The organism is Pseudomonas sp. B1-22 (assembly GCF_050474425.1).
In the GTDB taxonomy this organism is placed as follows: domain Bacteria; phylum Pseudomonadota; class Gammaproteobacteria; order Pseudomonadales; family Pseudomonadaceae; genus Pseudomonas.
Window position 1 is genome coordinate 678686 of sequence record NZ_JBCHVH010000004.1, and the last position, 19301, is coordinate 697986.

General features: G+C 68.0%; 14 protein-coding genes. 11 read left to right on the top strand and 3 right to left on the bottom strand.

Annotated elements, in window-relative coordinates:
• Positions 1-159: 159 nt before the first annotated feature.
• The 3 genes from ACQ5BL_RS18705 to ACQ5BL_RS18715 all read right to left on the bottom strand — a co-directional run bounded on the left by ACQ5BL_RS18705 (position 160) and on the right by ACQ5BL_RS18715 (position 3695).
• The gene (locus ACQ5BL_RS18705) at positions 160-1026 is read right to left on the bottom strand and encodes a response regulator transcription factor (protein ID WP_243807425.1); all 867 of its coding nucleotides are present in this window, start codon (positions 1024-1026) and stop codon (positions 160-162) included.
• Positions 1027-1079: 53 nt separating this feature from the next.
• Positions 1080-2498: an aminotransferase gene (locus ACQ5BL_RS18710; protein ID WP_243807428.1), complete on the bottom strand. Its 1419-nt coding sequence runs from the start codon at positions 2496-2498 to the stop codon at positions 1080-1082.
• Between the two features lie 93 nt (positions 2499-2591).
• A complete protein-coding gene (locus ACQ5BL_RS18715; RefSeq protein WP_430293203.1) occupies positions 2592-3695 on the bottom strand; it encodes a polyamine ABC transporter substrate-binding protein in 1104 nt (367 codons plus the stop codon).
• A 197-nt stretch (positions 3696-3892) separates the two neighbouring features.
• Here ACQ5BL_RS18715 and ACQ5BL_RS18720 point away from each other — a divergent pair, with 197 nt between their 5' ends.
• From ACQ5BL_RS18720 to ACQ5BL_RS18770, 11 genes are all read left to right on the top strand, one after another.
• Positions 3893-4540 (top strand): TetR family transcriptional regulator C-terminal domain-containing protein, encoded by a 648-nt coding sequence (locus ACQ5BL_RS18720; RefSeq protein ID WP_207884935.1) that lies wholly within the window; start codon positions 3893-3895, stop codon positions 4538-4540.
• Between the two features lie 108 nt (positions 4541-4648).
• A complete protein-coding gene (locus tag ACQ5BL_RS18725; RefSeq protein WP_207885001.1) occupies positions 4649-5389 on the top strand; it encodes a response regulator in 741 nt (246 codons plus the stop codon).
• A gap of 3 nt (positions 5390-5392) precedes the next feature.
• A complete protein-coding gene (locus ACQ5BL_RS18730) occupies positions 5393-6166 on the top strand; it encodes a substrate-binding periplasmic protein (protein WP_243807432.1) in 774 nt (257 codons plus the stop codon).
• Positions 6163-8400, top strand: coding sequence for an ATP-binding protein (locus tag ACQ5BL_RS18735; RefSeq protein ID WP_243807435.1), 2238 nt, complete (start codon positions 6163-6165; stop codon positions 8398-8400). Before ACQ5BL_RS18730 ends, ACQ5BL_RS18735 begins: the two co-directional genes overlap by 4 nt.
• A gap of 500 nt (positions 8401-8900) precedes the next feature.
• Complete coding sequence (locus ACQ5BL_RS18740) at positions 8901-10313, top strand: amino acid permease (protein ID WP_243807438.1); 1413 nt, start codon at positions 8901-8903, stop codon at positions 10311-10313.
• 491 nt (positions 10314-10804) lie between these two features.
• Positions 10805-11593: an enoyl-CoA hydratase/isomerase family protein gene (locus tag ACQ5BL_RS18745; protein WP_243807440.1), complete on the top strand. Its 789-nt coding sequence runs from the start codon at positions 10805-10807 to the stop codon at positions 11591-11593.
• A gap of 17 nt (positions 11594-11610) precedes the next feature.
• Positions 11611-12771 carry an acyl-CoA dehydrogenase family protein gene (locus ACQ5BL_RS18750; protein WP_207884940.1) on the top strand — a complete coding sequence of 387 codons (1161 nt, stop codon included), beginning with the start codon at positions 11611-11613 and terminating at the stop codon, positions 12769-12771.
• Positions 12772-12781: 10 nt separating this feature from the next.
• Positions 12782-14869, top strand: a complete 2088-nt coding sequence (locus ACQ5BL_RS18755) for an acetate--CoA ligase family protein (RefSeq protein WP_243807442.1) — start codon at positions 12782-12784, stop codon at positions 14867-14869.
• Positions 14870-14978: 109 nt separating this feature from the next.
• Positions 14979-16589 (top strand): 5-guanidino-2-oxopentanoate decarboxylase, encoded by a 1611-nt coding sequence (locus tag ACQ5BL_RS18760; RefSeq protein WP_243807444.1) that lies wholly within the window; start codon positions 14979-14981, stop codon positions 16587-16589.
• A gap of 97 nt (positions 16590-16686) precedes the next feature.
• Positions 16687-17877 (top strand): pyridoxal phosphate-dependent aminotransferase, encoded by a 1191-nt coding sequence (locus ACQ5BL_RS18765; RefSeq protein WP_243807447.1) that lies wholly within the window; start codon positions 16687-16689, stop codon positions 17875-17877.
• Positions 17870-19288, top strand: coding sequence for an aldehyde dehydrogenase family protein (locus ACQ5BL_RS18770; protein WP_243807449.1), 1419 nt, complete (start codon positions 17870-17872; stop codon positions 19286-19288). The genes ACQ5BL_RS18765 and ACQ5BL_RS18770 overlap by 8 nt, the downstream gene beginning before the upstream one ends.
• The last annotated feature ends 13 nt before the right edge of the window (positions 19289-19301 follow it).

A 19301-nucleotide genomic window follows, 5' to 3' on the forward strand; every position in this document is an offset into this window, starting at 1 on the left:
AGGGCGTATAACGCTCCGCGTTATACGCCGTTTGGCCTGGGTGCCCGATCACTTCGGGTTCGAACCGTAGGATGGGTGGAGCGCAGCGATACCCATGCTGATGGCGTATGAGTCCGATGGGTATCGCTTCGCTCCACGCCATCCTACGAGGAGCCGGCTTCAGGCCGCGCTGACGCCGCCAGTGAGCCAGTCGATGAATAGCGAGAACAGCTCCGCCTGGGAGTTGATCTCCAGTTTGGTGTAGAGGTGCTTGCGGTGCATGCGCACCGTCTCCGGGGAGATGTCGAGCACCCGCGCGCTGGATTTCACCGAGTGGCCGCGCAGCAGCAGGTGGGCGATTTCCCGTTCGCGCTCGGTCAGGAGGTCCGCGCCGAAGTTCATGAAGGCCGCGCGGATGTGCCGGTTCAGCGGTGCCTGGGCCGCCTGCGCATTGCCCTCGCCGCGCCCCGCCAGCAGCAGGTCGAGGCCGCCGTTGCGCTCGAACTGGCGGATCAGCTCGCGCACCAGCGGCAGCGCGCCGGCCAGCAGGTCCAGCTGGGTTTCGCTGAAACGCGCGCCGCTGTTGCCCTGGTACAGACACAGGGACACCTTGCGCTGCTCGCCCAGGTCGACGATGAAGTGGCAGTCCTCGGTGCAGCCGCAGCGCAGGTAGTAGGTCTTGTAGTACTCGCTGGCGAAGAAGTCGTCCGGGGCGATGTCGGCCAGCGGGTAGAAGCCCTCGGTGAGGCCGTCTTCCATGGCCAGGCAGAAGGGGTCGAGCAGGTAGCCGCGGGCGTAGTAGCGGTCGATCAGCGCCTCGTGGTGCGCTGGGGCGATGCCGCGCTGGTACAGCGGTTGCGGCGGTTGGCCGCGCTGCTCCAGGCCGAGCATCATCGATTCCACCGGCACCAGGCAGTCCAGCGCCTCGGCCAGTCGCTCGACGAAGACGACCTCGCCGACGCTGGCCATGGCGCGCGCCAGCCCCGCATGCCAGGCATGCAGGGCCGGTGCGTCGGACGATTCGCTGATTGCCTGGGATTCGCTCATGTCCGGCAGTCTAAAGGGCTGCCGGGGTGTAGGCAAAATCCTCGGATCGCTCATCAGTTCCCCGCGTAATCACCGCTGCGCTTGAGGTCTTCGGCGGCTTCGAGGATCGATTCGCGCAGGGTGTCGACGATCTCGTCGACCTGCTCGCGGGTGATGGTCAGCGGCGGCGACATCACGTTCAGGTGCACGATCGGCCGTACCAGCAGGCCGCGGGCCTGGGCGCGGAGGTGGATCTTCTCGCCGATGTTCAGCTCCTCGGGGAACAGCGCCTTGGTGCGCTTGTCGGCGACGAACTCGACGCAGGCCATCAGCTTCTGGCAGCGCACGCTGCCCACCAGCGGCAGCCCGGCCAGTTCCTGCAGGCGCTGCTCCAGGTAGGTGCCGACGTCCTTCACGTGCTCCAGCAGGTTTTCGCGCTCGATGATCTCGATGTTCTTCAGCGCCGAGACGCAGCTCACCGGGTGCCCGCTGTAGGTGAAGCCGTGGGCGAAGCAGCGACCCTGGTCGGCCTCGGCGATCACCTTCCAGATGCGGTCGGAGAAGATGCACGCGCCCAGCGGCAGGTAGCCGGAGGTCAGGCCCTTGGCGGTGGTGATGATGTCCGGCTGCATGCCGAACACGTCTTCGGAGGCGAAGAAGGCGCCGAGGCGGCCGAAGGAGGTCACCACTTCGTCGGCGACGTAGAGCACGTCGTACTGCTGGCACACCTCCCACATGCGCTTGTGATAGCCCTTGGGCGGGATGATCACGCCGCCCGAGCCCATGATCGGCTCGGCGAAGAAGGCGGCTACGTTGTCGATGCCCAGTTCGAGGATCTTGTCTTCGAATTCCTTCACCAGGAATTCGAGGAAGTCGCTTTCCGTCATCCCTTCCGGCGCGCGGTAGGGGTTCGGGCAGGAGATGTGGTGGATGACGTCCTTGAGGAAGTCGAATTCGGCCGGGTGGTCGGCGACCTTGCCGCCCAGCGACATGGTGAGGAAGGTCGAGCCGTGGTAGGCGTTGACCCGGCTGATGATGTGCTTCTTGGCATGCTTGCCGCGGCAGTTCTGGTAGTACTGGATCAGCCGGTACGCGGTGTCCACGGCGGTGGAGCCGCCGGTGGTGAGGAATACGTGGTCCAGGTCGCCCGGCGCCAGTTGCGCGAGTTTCTCGCAGAGCTGGATGGCGGTGACGTTGGCCATGTCGCAGAACGGGTTGGAGTAGGCCAGGCGGCGGACCTGCTCGGCGATGGCGTCGGCCATTTCCGCGCGGCCCAGGCCGATGTTGGTGCACCACATGCCGCCCACGGCATCCAGGTAGCGATTGCCCTTGGTGTCGTAGATGTAGGCGCCCTCGCCAGCGGCGATGTTCAGCGCACCGTTGACACGGTGATCGTCGAACACGTGGTAGCCGTGCACGTAGTGGGCTTTGTCGGCGGCGACCAGCTGCTCGTCGTTGAACTGGGCGAAGAAGGCTGGGGTTGGGGTGTTCATCGTCTGTACCTTTCGTCTTTCGGTTATTCGTGTGGGGGAGAGCCTTCTCCCCGTGCCCCGGCGCTCAGGCCGGGGCGGGTTCGTCGCGATCCGTCAGGTTCCGGTCTTCACCGCCGCCCAGGTGCGGGTGATCAGGCGCGTGGCCTTGGGGTTCTGCACCTTCTGGGTGAACAGCCGGGAGCGGGTCTCGGCGTCGGGGTAGATCGCCGGGTCGTTGCGCACTTCGGCGGTGAGCATCGGTTTGGCGGCGGCGTTGCTCGAGGCGTAGCGGATGAAGTCGCTGATGTCGGCGGCCACCTTGGGTTGCAGCATGTATTCGATGAACTTGTGGGCGTTGGCCACGTGCGGCGCGTCGGCCGGGATGTAGAAGTCATCGAACCAGATCAGCGAGCCTTCCTTGGGCACGAAATAGCCCAGCTTCACCTTGGCGCCGGCCTCGTCGGCGCGGGCCTGGGCGGTGGCGTAGTCGCCGGACCAGGTCATGGCCATGCACTGGTCGCCGTTGGCCAGGCCGTTGAGGTAGCTGGTGGAGTCGAACTTGCGGATGTATGGACGGATCGACTGCAGCAGGTCCTGGGCGGCCTTCAGGTCCTCGGGCAGTGCGCTGTTCGGGTCGCGCCTGAGGTAGGCCAGGGCCAGGGGGATCACGTCGGTGGGCGAGTCGATGATGGTCACCCCGCAATCGGCGAATTTCGACACGATCTTCGGATCGAACAGCATCGCCAGCGAGCCGATCGGCGCATCGGGCATGCGCTCCTTGATCTTGTCGATGTTGTAGGTGATGCCGTTGCTGCCCCAGGTGTAGGGCGCCGAGTACTGCACGCCCGGATCGTAGTGGTCCAGGTGCTTGAGCACGTCCGGATCGAGGTTGTTCCAGCTCGGCAGCTTGGACTTGTCCAGCGGTTGGAACACGCCGGCTTTCAGCAGCGGCGGCACCAGGGCGGCGTTGAGCACCACCAGGTCGTAGCCGGAGCGGCCGGGCAGCAGCTTGCCCTGCACGGTCTCGTAGGAATCGAAGGTGTCGTAGACCACCTTGATCCCGGTGGCCTTCTCGAAATCGGCGATGGTGTGCTCGCCGATGTAGTCTGCCCAGTTGTACAGCCGCAGCGTGTTGGCGCTACTGCTGTCTTCCCCGTGGCCCAGCGCCGGCAAGGTCGCCAGGGCCGCGCTGAGTACTGCAGCGAGGGTTTTCTGCATGTCAGTCCACCTGTTGTTGTTGTGTTCGCTGATGGGGCCACTCTCGGCCACCCCCGGTTGGCGGACCATTCCCCGAACGGGTAGGTAGGCTCTGTTACCGTTGCAATGACGGCGCCCAGGCGACGACAGACCCTGGGACTGGCATCTTGTCGAACAATCGTTCAAATTCTCCCCATCCCCCTCCCGGAAGCACAGGAATGAACCAGGAAGTCCGCTTTTCCCGACTGGAGCCCGAACAGCGCAAGGCGCTGCTGATCGAGGCGACGCTCGCCTGCCTGAAGCGCCACGGCTTCCAGGGTGCGTCGATCCGCAAGATCTGCGCCGAGGCCGGGGTCTCGGTGGGGCTGATCAACCACCACTATTCGGGCAAGGACGAACTGGTGGCCGAGGCCTACCTGACGGTCACCGGGCGAGTAATGCTGCTGCTGCGCGAAGCCATCGCCCAGGCGGCGCCCGACGCCCGCGCCCGGCTGTCGGCGTTCTTCCGCGCATCGTTCTCCGCCGAACTGCTCGACCCGCAGCTGCTGGATGCCTGGCTGGCGTTCTGGGGGGCGGTGAAGACCGCCGAGGAAATCAACAAGGCGCACGACCATTCCTACGGCGAGTACCGCTCGCTGCTGGCGCAGGCGCTGAATGAGCTGGCGAAGGAGCAGGGCTGGTCCGATTTTGACGCGGACCTCGCCGCCATTGCCCTCAGCGCCTTGCTCGACGGGCTGTGGCTGGAGTCCGGTCTGAATCCCAATACCTTCACCCCGGAGCAGGGCGTACAGATTTGCGAAGCCTGGGTGGATGGCCTGCAATACGGTGGCCGGCAGCGCTTCAGCCGTGCGGCGGCGGGTTGTTGATCAGCTATTCAGCGATCGGTAACCTGCTGCCTCCGCAGGACCGGTCCTACAGACCTCTCTAGACTAATAACAAGAATTGCCCCGCAAACAGCGTGGCGTCAGCAGGGTATTGCGATGACTTCCCGTGTACTGATCGTCGACGACGATCCGGTGATTCGCGAGCTCCTCCAGGCCTACCTCGGCGAGGAAGGCTACGACGTGCTCTGCGCGGGCACCGCCGAACAGGCCGAAACGAGCCTGGCCGAGGCCGAGCGCAGCGACCAGCCCATCGACCTGGTGATGCTCGACATCCGCCTGCCCGGCAAGGACGGCCTGACCCTGACCCGCGAACTGCGCGTGCGCTCGGAGGTCGGCATCATCCTGATCACCGGCCGCAACGACGACATCGACCGCATCGTCGGCCTGGAGTGCGGCGCCGACGACTACGTGATCAAGCCTCTCAACCCGCGCGAGCTGGTGTCGCGAGCGAAGAACCTGATCCGCCGCGTGCGCCACGCCCGCCAGGGCCCGGCCGCCCAGACGGCGCGGCAGAACCACAAGCGCTTCGCCCACTGGACGCTCGACCCGGACCGCCGTCGCCTGATCGACCGCGACGGCAGCGAAACCCCGCTGACCCACGGCGAGTTCCAGCTGCTCTGCGTGTTCCTGCGCAACACCGGCCACACCCTGAGCCGCGACCAGCTGATGGACCAGATCCGCAACCGCGAATGGCTGCCCAACGACCGCTCCATCGACGTGCTGGTCGGCCGTCTGCGCCGCAAGCTGCGCGACGACCCGGCCGAGCCCGAGCTGATCATCACCATCCACGGCGCCGGCTACCTGTTCACCGCCACGCCCGTCGACGCCTGATCCATGCGCTGGCTGGCCCTGCTGTGCCTGGCGCTGTTCAGCAGCCTTGCCGGTGCCGCGCAGCCGATCCGCTACTGCGACTATCCCGTCTACCCGCCCATTTCCTGGAGCGACGGCCACGATGTGCGCGGCCTGGCGCCGCAGACCGTGCGCAGCGTGCTCGGCGAACTGGGTTACGAGGTGCAGACCGTGGTGCTGGGCAACTGGAAGCGCTGCCTGCTGGATGCCGCCGAGGGCCGCGTCGATCTGGTGCTCGCCTACCAGACGCCGCAGCGCGACGACGGCCTGCTGTTCTCCCGCGTGCCGGTGCTGCGTGAAGAGGTCGCGATCTTCTACAACCGCCGCAGGCCAGTGCGTTTCGACCAGCTCGGCGACCTCGCCAACTACCGGGGCGGACTGCTGTTCGGCGAAAGCTACGGACCGGAGTTCGACCGCTTCGTCGTCGAGCGCGGCAACGTCGAATGGGTCTCCGACAGCCGCCAGAACTTCGGCAAGCTGATTCGCCAGCGCATCGACTTCATCGCCCACGAGCGGCGCACCGGCACCCTGTTCGTCGAACAACTGGCCGGCGGCGAGGACATCGTCGCGCTGCCCCGGCCGTTGACCGTGGATTACCTGCGCATCGCCGTGTCCCGCCACTCGCCGTTGGCCGCGCGGATGGACGAGATCGATGCGGTATTGAAGAAGCGGGTGGACGACGGCAGCGTGGCGCGCTGGCTGGACGACAGCGAGCGCGGCTACCGCGCCATGCTCGCCGGCGACGGGGTGCCGCGATGAAACTGCCCGGCGGCCTGGCCCGGCGCCTGCTGCTGCGGGTGCTGTTGTTCAGCCTGTGCTTCACCGTGCTGGCCAGCGCCGTGCAGCTGTACTTCGAATACCGCCGCGAGATGCGTGACATCGATGCGCGCCTGGAGCTGATCCGCGTCGGCTACCTGGCCAGCTTCGAGCGCAGCCTCTGGGACCTCAACCAGGAACAGCTCAACGTGCAGCTGCACGGCCTGGCGGACTTCCCCGACATCGCCCAGGTGCGCCTGCGCAGCGCCGACTTCAACCTGGCGCAGGACGCCGATGTGAAGCATGGCCCGTTCCGCGTCGAGCGCTACGCCCTGGCCTTCCAGCCGCCGGACGGCGAGCGCCGCGCGCTGGGCGAACTGGAAATCAGCATCGACCTCGGCGCGGTCTACCGGCGCCTGCTGCACGGCGGCCTGACCAGCCTGCTGTGGATGGGTGTGTTCCTCTGCGGCCTGGCGGTGGCGCTGAGCTGGCTGTTCCACAGCTTGGTCACCCGTCACCTGCGGGCCATGGCCGACTTCGTCCGCGGCCTCACCGGTGGCGACCTGCAGACCGAGCTGGCGCTGCACAAGCGTCGCCATGAGGACGAGATCGACACCGTTGCCGACGCGCTCGACGACCTGCGCCGTGCCCTGCGCGCGGAACTGCGGCGGCGCGAGGCCGATCGCGCTGCCCTGCAGAGCAAGCGCGACGAGCTGCAGCGCCGGGTCGAACGGCGCACCGCCAGCCTGCGTCGCGCCAAGGAGGACGCGGAGGAGGCCAACCGCGCCAAGAGCCGCTTCCTCGCCACCATGAGCCACGAGATCCGCACGCCGCTCAACGGCATCCTCGGCATGGCCGAGCTGCTGCGCGCCGCGCCGCTGGGCGAGCAGGACCGGCGCCGGCTGCAGGCGCTGTCCACGGCCGGCGAGGGGCTGCTGGCGATCCTCAACGAGGTGCTGCACTTCGCCAAGCTGGAAGACGGCGCCAGCCAGCCGGAGCCGGTGGACTTCTCCCTGCGCCGCCTGCTCGACGACGTGGTGACCCTGCTGGAGCCGCGCGCCGCCGACAACGGCATCGGCCTGCGCCTGCGCGTCGACCCGCAGGTGCAGGACGCTTGCCGGGGCGCCGAGCAGTTCCTCCGGCAGGTGCTGAGCAACCTGCTGGCCAACGCGGTGAAGTTCACCGAGGAGGGCGAAGTGCTGCTGGAGGTGACGCTGCTGGAGAGCGGCGAGGCCGGGCAGCACCTGCGCTTCGCGGTGATCGACGACGGCATCGGCATCTCCGCCGAGCAGCAGGAAAAGATCTTCCAGCGCTTCACCCAGGCTAGCGACGAGGTGGCGCGGCGCTACGGCGGCACCGGCCTGGGGCTGGCGATCAGCAAGCGCCTGGTGGAAGCCATGGGCGGCGAGATCGGCGTGGAAAGCCTGGAGGGCGAGGGCAGCACCTTCTGGTTCGAGATCACCCTGGCGCCGGGGCACCTCCCGCGTACGCCGCGGGTGGCCGAGCGGGCGCTGGCGCTGGAGGTGCTGCTGGTGGAAGACGTCGCGCTCAACCGCGAAGTTGCCCAGGGGCTGCTGGAGCGCGACGGCCATCACGTCTATCTCGCCGACGACGCCGGGCCTGCGCTGGCGCTCACCGCCCAGCGGGCCTTCGACCTGATTCTGCTGGACATGCACCTGCCGGGCATGACCGGCCTCGACCTGTGCCGGGCGATCCGCAAGCAGCCCGGCGGGCTCAATGGGGATACGCCGATCCACGCCTTCACCGCCAGCGTGCAGCCGGGAATGGTCCGCCGCTATTTCGAGGCGGGGATGCAGGGCGTGCTGGGCAAGCCACTGCGCCTGGACGACCTGCGCCGCGCGCTGTCCGGCGTGGCGTCGGCGCCTGTGCCGGAGGCTGTGGATAACGGGCCGCTGGATCGGCAGGTGCTGGATACCCATCGTCGTCTGCTGGGCGAGCACAAGCTGAACGAACTGCTCGCCAGCCTGTGGAAGTTGCTCGACGAGCAGTGGCCCTTGCTGCTGGATGCGCTGCATCAGGAGGACGCCGTGGAGGTGGCCAGCCTGGCCCACCGGCTGGCGGGGAGCTGCCGGTCGATGGGCTTGCGTGGGCTGGGGGATGGCCTGGCGGAGCTGGAGCAGGCGGCGTTGGCAGGTTCGCTGTCTGGCGATTGGGCTGAGCGGTTGGAGCGGGAGAGGAGGGTGGCCTTCGAGCTCTTGAAGGGCGCTCAGGTGTAACTCCTGCGCGGACGGCGTGCCCCCACACCAGCCCTGGCTGCGCGCCCCGCTCCGAAGGGAGAGGGGGCCAATTGTGCCGGCTGACGACACACCTTCATCCTGCACCGAACAGTCCCCTCTCCCTTTGGGAGAGGGTTAGGGTGAGGGGAAAGCCCGAGCGCCGAAGTAATAGGGAGCGCCAAACTTTGTAGGAGCGGGCCATGCCCGCGATCGCGCGCATGGCGCGCTCCTACAGTTCGAATCCTCTGCCAATCCTGTTCGCGAGCAAGCTCGCTCCTACGAAAAGCCAAACCCCTGAAACCCCCGCCCCACGCGCCCTGCACAAATTCCTTACATCTTTCTACAACTTCGATCCCGCCGAACAACGGCGTCTTACATCGTCTTCCAATAATCCGGTGGCATCCGTGCCCGAGCCACGGCCTCTGATTGATTGGAGATAACAATAATGATCCAACGTAGAGTTCCGCTCAGCCGCGCCCGCCGTTCCCTGGAGGTGCGCCATGTCTGAGTCGCAAGAGAAGATTCAACTCACCCGCGCGCTGAAGAGCCGCCACATCTTCATGCTGTCCCTGGGCGGCGTGATCGGCACCGGCCTGTTCATGGGCTCGGGCGTCACCATCGGTTCCGGCGGCCCCATGGGCGCCATCCTCGCCTACCTGGTTGCCGGCCTGCTGATGTACCTGGTGATGGTCTGCCTGGGCGAGCTGTCGGTGCAGATGCCCGTCTCCGGCTCCTTCCAGGCCCACGCCACGCGCTTCATCGGCCCGGCCACCGGGTTCATGATCGGCTGGGTGTACTGGATGAGCTGGGCCTCCACCGTGGGCCTGGAGTTCACCGCCGCCGGCATGCTGATGACCCGCTGGTTCCCCGAGGTGCCGATCTGGATCTGGTCGGGCTTCTTCGTGGTCGTGCTGTTCTCCCTCAACGCCCTGGCCACCCGCGCCTTCGGCGAGGCGGAATACTGGTTCTCGGGCATCAAGGTCGCCGCCATCCTGGCCTTCATCGTGGTCGGCCTGCTGGTGATCTTCGGCGGCATCCACCTGAACGACGGCGCCCCTGCGCCGGGCTTCTCCAACCTGGTGAGCGACGGCCTGTTCCCCAACGGCCTGTCCGCCGTGTTCGCGGTGATGATGACGGTGGTCTACGCCTTCCAGGGCTGCGAGATCATGGGCGTCGCCGCCGGCGAAACCGACCAGCCGGAAAAGAGCATCCCGCGCGCCGTGCGCAACGTGGTGTTCCGCGTGCTGATCTTCTATGTGCTGGCGATCGTCGTGCTGTCCTGCATCGTGCCGTGGAAGCAGGCCGGCCTGATGGAAAGCCCCTTCGTGCAGGTGTTCGACATGGTCGGCATTCCCTACGCCGCCGACCTGATGAACTTCGTGATCCTCACCGCGATCCTGTCCGTGGGCAACTCCGGCCTGTACGCCTCCACCCGCATCCTCTGGGCCATGTCCAAGACCGGCATGGCGCCGCGCAAGCTGTCCCAGCTCAGCGCCCGTGGCGTGCCGCTCTACGCGCTGCTGATCAGCCTGGCGTTCGCCCTGCTGTCGCTGCTGACCAGCATCGTCGCCGCCGACACCCTGTTCATGGTGCTGATGGCGGTGAGCGGGATGTCCGGCACCGTCACCTGGATCGTCATCGCCTACGCCCAGTACCGCTTCCGCCGCGAGCACATCGCCAAGGGCGGCACTGTGGCCGATCTGAAGTACGCCGCGCCGCTGTTCCCGCTGATCCCGCTGGCGTGCATCGCGATCTGCTGCTCGCTGTTCGTGTTCCTCGCCTTGGACCCGACCCAGCGTCCGTCGCTGTACTGGGGCTTCGGCTTCATGGCGGCCTGCTACCTGGCCTACTACGTGCTCAAGCGCAAGCGTGGCCATGTACTGACCGACGAGGCGGTGCCGAGTATCGGCTGAGCCTGGTGGCACCGAAAAAGCCCCGCATCGCGGGGCTTTTTCTTTGGCTCTTGTAGGAGCGAGCTTGCTCGCGAACTCGCCCAGCTACAGAGCCGCCGGGAATCCATCGCGGACAGAGTCCGCTCCTACGAGATCAAAAGCCCCCACCCTAACCCTGGCTGCGCGCCCCGCTCCTCAAGCGGGAGAGGGCTGGGGGTGAGGGGGAAGCACAGGCACGGATTTAATCCGGGACAAGACAGTTGCTCCTACGCCAGCCGGTTACGTAGGAGCGGACTCTGTCCGCGAAGGCCTGCAAGGCCGTTTGTTCGAAGTTGTAACAAGCTCTCGGGGGACACCATGGGAAAACCCCTCGGCCCCCGCACCGCGCGGCCTTCGCGCCGGTGCCAGGGGCGTTACAAGCCACCCATTCGGGTGGATTGCCGCCTTGCTGAACACTTGTTTAGTATTGGCGCCAACGCCTCAACACAATCGTCTACAAGAATGAGGGCCGCATGACTCAACTTTCCCCGCTCAGCCGGGTCCAGGACGGCATCGCCTGGATCACCCTGAACCGTCCCGAGCAGCGCAACGCGCTGGACATCCCGACACTCAAGAACCTTCACGCCCTGCTCGACGCCCACGAGGCCGACCCGGCGGTGCGCGTCATCGTGCTCACCGGCCAGGGCCGCAGCTTCTGTGCCGGCGCCGACCTCGCCGAATGGGCCGAGGCCGAAGCCCGTGGCGAGCTGGAAACCTACGGCTGGACCGAGACCGCCCACGCCCTGATGCGCCGCCTGCACGGCCTGGACAAGCCGACCATCGCCGCCGTCAACGGCACCGCCGTCGGCGCCGGGATGGACCTGACCCTGTGCTGCGACTTCCGCATCATCGGCGCCTCCGCCCGCTTCAAGGCCGGCTACACCGGCATGGCCTACTGCCCGGACGCCGGCGCCAGCTGGCACCTGCCGCGCCTGATCGGCAGCGAAGCGGCCAAGCGCCTGCTGTTCCTCGACGAGCTGTGGAACGCCGAGCGCGCCCTGAACGCTGGTCTGGTCAGCGAAGTGGTCGCCGATGAACAACTGCTGGAACACGTCGGCGAATTCGCCGCGCGCCTGGCCGCCGGCCCGACCTTCGCCTTCGCCCAGACCAAGCGCCTGATGCGCGACGGCGCCGCCCGCACGCTGGCCCAGCAACTGGAGGCCGAACAGGCCGCCGGCCTGCTCTGCGGCCGCAGTGAAGATGCCGCAGAGGCGCTGCGCGCCGTGGCCGAAAAACGCTCCCCCCAATTCAAAGGCCGCTAACGGCTGCAGGTGATGTGATGGATTTCCAACTGACCCAGGAACAGGAAATGCTCGTCGAGGCGGTCAAGGCTTTCGTCGAGAAAGAGCTGCTGCCGTACGAGGAAGAAGTGGACCGCGCTGACGCGGTGTCCCCGGAACTGGCCGCGCAGATTCGCGGCAAGGCCCTGGCGGCTGGCTTCTATGCCTTCAACATGCCCGAGGAAGTGGGCGGCGGCGGCCTGGACTACCTGTCCCAGGCGCTGGTCGAGCGCGAACTGTCCAAGGTCTCCTGGGCGCTGCACGTGTTCGTCGCGCGTCCCTCGAAGATCCTCATGGCCTGCAAGGGCCAGCAGATCCAGGACTACCTGCTGCCGGTGGTGCAGGGCGAGAAGATCGACTGCTTCGCCCTCACCGAGCCGGGCGCCGGCTCCGACGCCAACTCGATCAAGACCCGCGCCGTGCGTGACGGCGACGACTTCGTGATCAACGGCTCCAAGCACTTCATCAGCCACGCCGGCCACGCCGACTTCGCCATCGTCTTCGCGGTGACCGACACCTTCGAGCGCAACGGCAAGAAGCGCAACGCCGTGACCGCCTTCCTGGTGGACAAGGGCACCGCCGGCATGACCGTACGCCGTGGCCCGAAATGCGTGAGCAACAAGGGCTACCACACCTACGAAATCTTCTTCGATGACTGCCGCGTGCCGGCCTCCCAGGTCCTGGGCGAAGTCGACAAGGGCTGGGAAGTGGCCAACGCCTGGCTCACCGCCGGCCGCGTGATGGTCGCCGCCAACTGCGTCGGCCAGGCCCAGCGCGCGCTGGACCTGGCGCTGCAATGGTCCGCCGACCGCAAGCAGTTCGGCCAGGCCATCGGCAGCTACCAGGGCATCTCCTTCAAGCTCGCCGACATGGCCACGCAGATCCGCGCCGCCGAGCTGATGACACTGCACACCGCCTGGAAGATGGACCGCGGCAGCATGACCGACGGCGAGGCCGGCATGGCCAAGCTGTTCGCCAGCGAAGTGCTGGGCAAGGTCGCCGACGAGACCGTGCAGATCTTCGGCGGCATGGGCCTGATGGACGAGGGTCCGGTCGAGCGCATCTGGCGTAACGCCCGTATCGAGCGCATCTGGGAAGGCACCTCGGAAATCCAGCGCCACATCATTTCCCGCGAACTGCTGCGCCCGCTGCTGCGCTGAGGTACTGGCGATGAAACGCGAAAACCTCCAGCGCCTGCTGGCGCCCCGGCACCTGGCCTTCATCGGCGGCCGCAGCATGGCGCGCGCCCTCAAGCGCTGCGCCGAAGGCGGCTTCGCCGGCCCGATGTGGCTGGTCAACCCGCAATACGACGAACTCGAAGGCGTGCCCTGCGTACGCAGCATCGCCGAACTGCCCGAAGGACCGGACGCGGTGTTCATCGCCACCAACCGCGACCTGACCGTACAGGCCGTGGCCGAACTGGCCGCCAGGGGCGCCGGCGGTGCCATCTGCTACGCCTCCGGCTTCGCCGAAACCGGTGAGGAGGGCGAAGCGCTGCAACGCCGCCTGCTGGCCAGCGCCGGCGACATGGCCCTGCTCGGCCCGAACTGCTACGGCCTGCTCGACTACCTGCACGGCTCGGCGCTGTGGCCGGTGGCCCACGGCGGGCACCTGGTGGAGAAGGGCGTGGCGGTGCTGACCCAGAGCGGCAACTTCGCCTACAACCTGTCCATGAGCGACCGCTCGCTGCCGATCGCCTACATGGCCTCGGTGGGCAACCAAGCCCAGCTGGGCGTGGCAGAGCTGATGGACGTGCTGCTCGACGAGCCGCGCGTCACCGCCATCGGCCTGCACCTGGAAGGCCTGAAGAACGTCCCCGGCTTCGCCCGCGCCGCCTACAAGGCGCTGCAGAAAGGCATCCCGGTGATCGCCCTGAAGACTGGCGTCTCCGAGATCGGCGCCGAACTCGCACTCAGCCACACCAGCTCCCTGGCCGGCTCCGACGCGCTGTACGACGCGCTGTTCGACCGTCTCGGGGTGATCCGCGTCAGCGGCCCGGTAAGCTTCATCGAAACCTTGAAGGCAGCCGCCTGCGGCAACCTGCCGGCCGGCCCGAGCCTGGCTGCGCTGGCCTGCTCCGGCGGCGACGCCGGGCTGATCGCCGACTACGCCGAGCGCAACGGCCTGGCCCTGCCCAAGCTGGTCGACGCCCAGCGCGCCGAGCTGGCACAGGTACTGCCGGACTACGCCAACATCGCCAACCCGCTGGACTTCACCACCGCCATCTGGGGCGATGGCCCGGCCCTACAGCGCATGCTCGACAGCGCCCTGCAGACCGACGCCGATGCCGCCCTGCTGGTGCTGGACTACCCTGGCGAGGAAACCGGCGAGCGCCCGCAGTGCGACCTGCTGCTGGAACTGTACTGCGCCGCCCTGGAGCGCCACGGCAAGGTCGGCTTCATCGCCTCCGCGCTGCCCGAACTGCTGCCCGCACATGCCCGCGAACTGCTGCACGCCCGTGGCGTCGCCGCACTGCAGGGTGTGGAAGACGGCCTCGCCGCCTGGGGTCGCATCGCCCATTACCGCCAGCGCCGCGAAGCGCTGCTGGCCCGTGGCGAAGCCGCGCTGGTGCCGCTCTGTCCGCAGGCCATCGACGGCGAAGGCCGGCTGCTGGACGAGTGGAATTCCAAGCAGGCGCTGAAACCCTTCGGCCTGCCGCTGCCGCGCGCTGCGCTGAGCACCCCGACGCAAGCCCGCGAAGCGGCTGCCGACGTCGGCTTCCCGCTGGCGCTGAAAGTGGTCAGCGCGCAGCTGCCGCACAAGACCGAAGCCGGCGGCGTGGCGCTCAACCTGCGCAACGAGGCGGCGCTGGAAGCCGCGCTGTTCGACATGCGCGAGAACATCGCCCGCCACGCACCGGGCGTGCCCTTCGACCAGGTGTTGCTGGAGAGCATGGCCAACCCGCCGCTGGCCGAGCTGATCGTCGGCATCAAGCGCGAGAACGGCTTCGGCCTGGCGCTGGTGCTGGGTGCCGGCGGCATCCTCGTCGAGCTGCTCAAGGACAGCCGCAGCCTGCTGCTGCCGACCACCGACGCGGCGATCCGCGATGCCCTGCTGAGCCTGCGCAGCGCGCCGCTGCTCACCGGCTTCCGCGGTCGCCCCGCGGTGAACCTGGAGGCGCTGGTGGAAGCCATCCGCGCGGTGGCCGACTACGCCTGCGAGCACGTGGACAACCTGCTGGAACTGGACGTGAACCCGCTGCTGGCGGACGCCGAAGGCGCCGTGGCGGTGGATGCGCTGATCCGTACCGCCGAATGAAACGCACGTCCTTGTAGGAGCGAGCTTGCTCGCGAACGCCCCGCAGCGGGGTTGGTTCGCGAGCAAGCTCGCTCCTGCAGGCCACGCATTAGCCTTGGGGAGCAACCTCATGCAAGAGAACAAGAACCTCACCGGCGGCCAGGCCCTGGTCCGCCTGCTGGCCAACTACGGCGTCGACACCGTGTTCGGCATTCCCGGCGTACACACCCTGGAGCTCTACCGTGGCCTGCCCGGCAGCGGCATCCGTCACGTTCTGACGCGCCACGAGCAGGGCGCCGGCTTCATGGCCGACGGCTATGCGCGAGTCAGCGGCAAGCCCGGCGTGGCCTTCATCATCACCGGGCCGGGGGTGACCAACGCCGCCACCGCCATCGGCCAGGCCTACGCCGACTCGATCCCGATGCTGGTGATCTCCAGCGTCAACCACACCGCCAGCCTGGGCAAGGGCTGGGGCTGCCTGCACGAGACCCAGGACCAGCGCGCCATGACCGCGCCGATCACCGCGTTCTCTGCCGTCGCCCTGAGCGCCGAGGACCTGCCCGAGCTGATCGCCCGCGCCTACGCCGTGTTCGACAGCGAGCGTCCGCGCCCGGTGCACATCTCCGTGCCGCTGGACGTGCTGGCCAACCCCGTCGCCCGCGACTGGACCCACGAAGTCGTGCGTCGCGCCAGCCGTGGCCAACCCAGCGCCGATGCGCTGAAGCAGGCTGTGGATAAGCTCAAGGCGGCCCGGCGCCCGATGATCATCGCCGGCGGTGGCGCGCTGCATGCCGCCGATGCCCTGGCCGCGCTGAGCGAACGCCTGGCCGCGCCGCTGTTCACCAGCGTCGCCGGCAAGGGCCTGCTGGCGCCGGAAGCGCCGCTCGCCGCGGGCGCCACCCTGTGCACCCAGGCCGGTTGGGACATGATCGCCGAGGCCGACGTGGTCCTCGCCATCGGCACCGAAATGGCCGACACCGATTACTGGCGCGAGCGCCTGCCGTTGACCGGCGAGGTGATCCGCGTCGACGTCGATTCGCGCAAGTTCAACGACTTCTACCCGAGCGCCGTGGCGCTGCTGGGCGATTCCAAGGCCACCGCCGAAGCGCTGCTCGCCGCGCTGCCGAACGCGACCCGCGACGCCGCGAAAGCACAGTCGCGCATCGCCGAACTGCGCGCGCAGATCGAAGCCGGCCACGCGCCGCTGCAACGTATCCACCAGTCGATCCTCGAGCGCATCGCCAAGGTCCTGCCGGACAACGCCTTCATCGCCAGCGACATGACCCAGCTGGCCTACACCGCCAACTACCTGTACCCGAGCAAGGCCCCGCGCGGCTGGCTGCACCCCACCGGCTACGGCACCCTCGGCTACGGCGTGCCCGCCGGCATCGGCGCCAAGTTCGGCGCGCCGGAGCGTCCGGGCCTGGTGCTGGTCGGCGACGGCGGCTTCCTCTACACCGCCCAGGAACTGGCCACCGCCACCGAGGAGCTGGACAGCCCGCTGGTGGTGCTGCTGTGGAACAACGACGCGCTGGGGCAGATCCGCGACGACATGATCGGCCTGGACATCGAGCCCATCGGCGTCCTGCCGCGCAACCCGGACTTCGCCCTGCTCGGCCGCGCCTACGGCTGCGAGATGCGCGAGCCGCAGAGCCTGGACGAACTGGAGCGCGACCTGCGCGCCGGCTTCGCCCATCCGGGCGTGACCCTGATCGAGCTGAAACACGCCTGCGCCAAGTAGGTCCGTCGCACCCGCCGGGGCCGTGCAGGCTCCGGCGCGGTCACTGAGCATTTCGAGCCGTCCGCCGTCCGTGCAGGCAGGCTCCAAGGAGAATCCCATGCGCTATTCCAATTTCACCCAACGCATCGCCGGCGACGGCGCCGCCGCCTGGGACATCCACTACCGCGCCCTGGCGCGCATGGAGAAGGGCGACGACATCCTCCTGCTGTCGGTAGGCGACCCGGACTTCGATACCCCGGTGCCTATCGTGCAGTCGGCCATCGACAGCCTGCTGGCCGGCAACACCCACTACGCCGACGTGCGCGGCAAGCGCTCGCTGCGCGAAGCCATCGCCCGCCGCCACACCCAGCGCAGCGGCCAGGCCGTCACCGCCGACGAAGTCGTCGTGCTGGCCGGTGCCCAGTGCGCGCTCTATGCCGTGGCGCAGTGCGTGCTCAACCCGGGCGACGAGGTGATCGTCGCCGAGCCGATGTACGTCACCTACGAGGCGGTGTTCGGTGCCTGCGGCGCCAAGGTCATCCCGGTGTCGGTGCGCTCCGAGCACGGCTTCCGCGTGCAGGCCGAGGACGTCGCCGCGCTGATCACCCCGCGCACCCGCGCCCTGGCCATCAACAGCCCGCACAACCCCTCCGGCGCCAGCCTGCCGCGCGCCACCTGGGAAAAGTTGGCCGAGCTGTGCGTGGAAAATGACCTGTGGATGATTTCCGACGAGGTCTACAGCGAGCTGCTGTTCGACGGCGAGCACATCAGCCCCGCCAGCCTGCCGGGCATGGCCGAGCGCACCGCGACCCTCAACAGCCTGTCGAAATCCCACGCCATGACCGGCTGGCGTGTGGGCTGGGTGGTCGGCCCGCAGGAGCTCTGCGTCCACCTGGAAAACCTTGCCCTGTGCATGCTCTACGGCTCGCCGGACTTCATCCAGGACGCCGCCTGCACCGCGCTGGAGGCCAAGCTGCCGGAACTGGAAGCCATGCGCGAGGCCTACCGCCAGCGCCGCGACCTGGTGCTCGACTGCCTGGCCGATTGCGTCGGCGTGCGCGCCCTGCGCCCGGACGGCGGCATGTTCGTGATGGTGGACATCCGCGCCACCGGGCTCTCCGCCCAGGACTTCTCCAACCTGCTGCTGGACCGCCACGGCGTCTCGGTACTGGCCGGCGAAGCCTTCGGCCCCAGCGCCGCCGGGCACATCCGCCTGGGCCTGGTGCTTGGCGCCGAACCGCTGCGCGAAGCCTGCCGCCGCATTGCCCTGTGCGCTGCCGAACTGCTGAAGGAAAAACGCTATGCATGACCGCACGCAGCTCTACATCGACGGTGCCTGGGTGGCGCCGCAAGGCCAAGGCCTGGCCGAGGTGCAGAACCCGGCCACCGAGGAATGCGTCGGCCGCGTGCCGCTGGGCGGCGAAGCGGACGTGAACCGCGCGGTGGACGCCGCGCGCCGCGCCTTCCCGGCCTGGTCGCAGACGCCGTCCCACGTGCGCGCCGGCTACATCCGCGCGCTGGCCGAGCAACTGAAGAACCGCGCCGACGAGATGGCCGCGCTGATCACCGCCGAGCTGGGCATGCCGGTGCAGTGGTGCCGCATGGTGCAGGTCGACGGGCCGATCGAGGGCCTGGAAAGCTACGCCGCAATGGCCGCGCACATGGACGAAGTGCTCGAGGTCGGCAACTCGCTGATCGTGAAAGAGGCGGTGGGTGTCTGCGCCTTCATCAACCCCTGGAACTACCCGCTGCACCAGATGATCGGCAAGCTCGCCCCGGCGCTGGCCGCCGGCTGCACCGTGGTGGTCAAGCCCAGCCAGGACACCCCGCTGCACGCCTTCCTGCTGGCCGACATGGTCCACGCCATCGGCCTGCCGGCCGGCGTGTTCAATCTGGTCAGCGGCCCCGGCTCCAAGGTCGGCGAAGCCCTGGCGCGCCACCCGGACGTGGACATGGTGTCCTTCACCGGCTCCACCGGCGCGGGCGTCAAGGTCTCCGAAGCCGCGGCGCCGACGGTCAAGCGCGTGTGCCTGGAGCTGGGCGGCAAGTCGCCCTTCCTGATCACCGCCGATGCCGACCTGGCCGCCGCCGTGCGCCATGGCGTGCAGGACGTGATGATCAACTCCGGCCAGACCTGCACCGCACTGACCCGCATGCTGCTGCCCGCCAGCCGCTACGAAGAAGCCGTGGAAATCGCCCGCGCCGAAGCCCTCTCGCTGAAGATGGGCGACCCGCAGGACGCCGACAGCTTCCTGGGCCCGATGTGCTCGGCCGGCCAGCGTCGCACCGTGCTCGACTACATCCGCGTCGGCCTGGAAGAGGGCGCCCAACTGATCTGCGGTGGCGCCGAGCGTCCCGCCCATCTGGAGCGCGGCCACTACGTGCAGCCGACGATCTTCGCCGGCGTGAACAACCAGATGCGCATCGCCCGCGAGGAAATCTTCGGTCCGGTGCTCTGTCTGATCCCCTATGCCGACGAGGCCGAGGCCATCGCCATTGCCAACGACTCGCCGTTCGGCCTGTCCAGCGCCGTGTGGGCGGGCGACCGCGAGCAGGGCCTGAAACTCGCCCGGCAGATGCGCGCCGGCCAATGCTTCGTCAACGGCGGTGCTTTCAACTACCGTGCGCCCTTCGGCGGCTACAAGCAGTCCGGCAACGGCCGCGAATGGGGCGAGCAGGGCTTGCACGAATTCGTCGAGCTCAAGGCCATCCAGCTTTAAACAGACCCCCTCT

Bases quoted from the DNA above. Each gene is read 5' to 3' on its own strand.
- ACQ5BL_RS18705 (WP_243807425.1), bottom strand. From the start codon at position 1,026: ATGAGCGAATCCCAGGCAATCAGCGAATCGTCCGACGCACCGGCCCTG.
- ACQ5BL_RS18710 (WP_243807428.1), bottom strand. From the start codon at position 2,498: ATGAACACCCCAACCCCAGCCTTCTTCGCCCAGTTCAACGACGAGCAG.
- ACQ5BL_RS18715 (WP_430293203.1), bottom strand. From the start codon at position 3,695: ATGCAGAAAACCCTCGCTGCAGTACTCAGCGCGGCCCTGGCGACCTTG.
- ACQ5BL_RS18720 (WP_207884935.1), top strand. From the start codon at position 3,893: ATGAACCAGGAAGTCCGCTTTTCCCGACTGGAGCCCGAACAGCGCAAG.
- ACQ5BL_RS18730 (WP_243807432.1), top strand. From the start codon at position 5,393: ATGCGCTGGCTGGCCCTGCTGTGCCTGGCGCTGTTCAGCAGCCTTGCC.
- ACQ5BL_RS18735 (WP_243807435.1), top strand. From the start codon at position 6,163: ATGAAACTGCCCGGCGGCCTGGCCCGGCGCCTGCTGCTGCGGGTGCTG.
- ACQ5BL_RS18740 (WP_243807438.1), top strand. From the start codon at position 8,901: ATGTCTGAGTCGCAAGAGAAGATTCAACTCACCCGCGCGCTGAAGAGC.
- ACQ5BL_RS18745 (WP_243807440.1), top strand. From the start codon at position 10,805: ATGACTCAACTTTCCCCGCTCAGCCGGGTCCAGGACGGCATCGCCTGG.
- ACQ5BL_RS18750 (WP_207884940.1), top strand. From the start codon at position 11,611: ATGGATTTCCAACTGACCCAGGAACAGGAAATGCTCGTCGAGGCGGTC.
- ACQ5BL_RS18755 (WP_243807442.1), top strand. From the start codon at position 12,782: ATGAAACGCGAAAACCTCCAGCGCCTGCTGGCGCCCCGGCACCTGGCC.
- ACQ5BL_RS18760 (WP_243807444.1), top strand. From the start codon at position 14,979: ATGCAAGAGAACAAGAACCTCACCGGCGGCCAGGCCCTGGTCCGCCTG.
- ACQ5BL_RS18765 (WP_243807447.1), top strand. From the start codon at position 16,687: ATGCGCTATTCCAATTTCACCCAACGCATCGCCGGCGACGGCGCCGCC.
- ACQ5BL_RS18770 (WP_243807449.1), top strand. From the start codon at position 17,870: ATGCATGACCGCACGCAGCTCTACATCGACGGTGCCTGGGTGGCGCCG.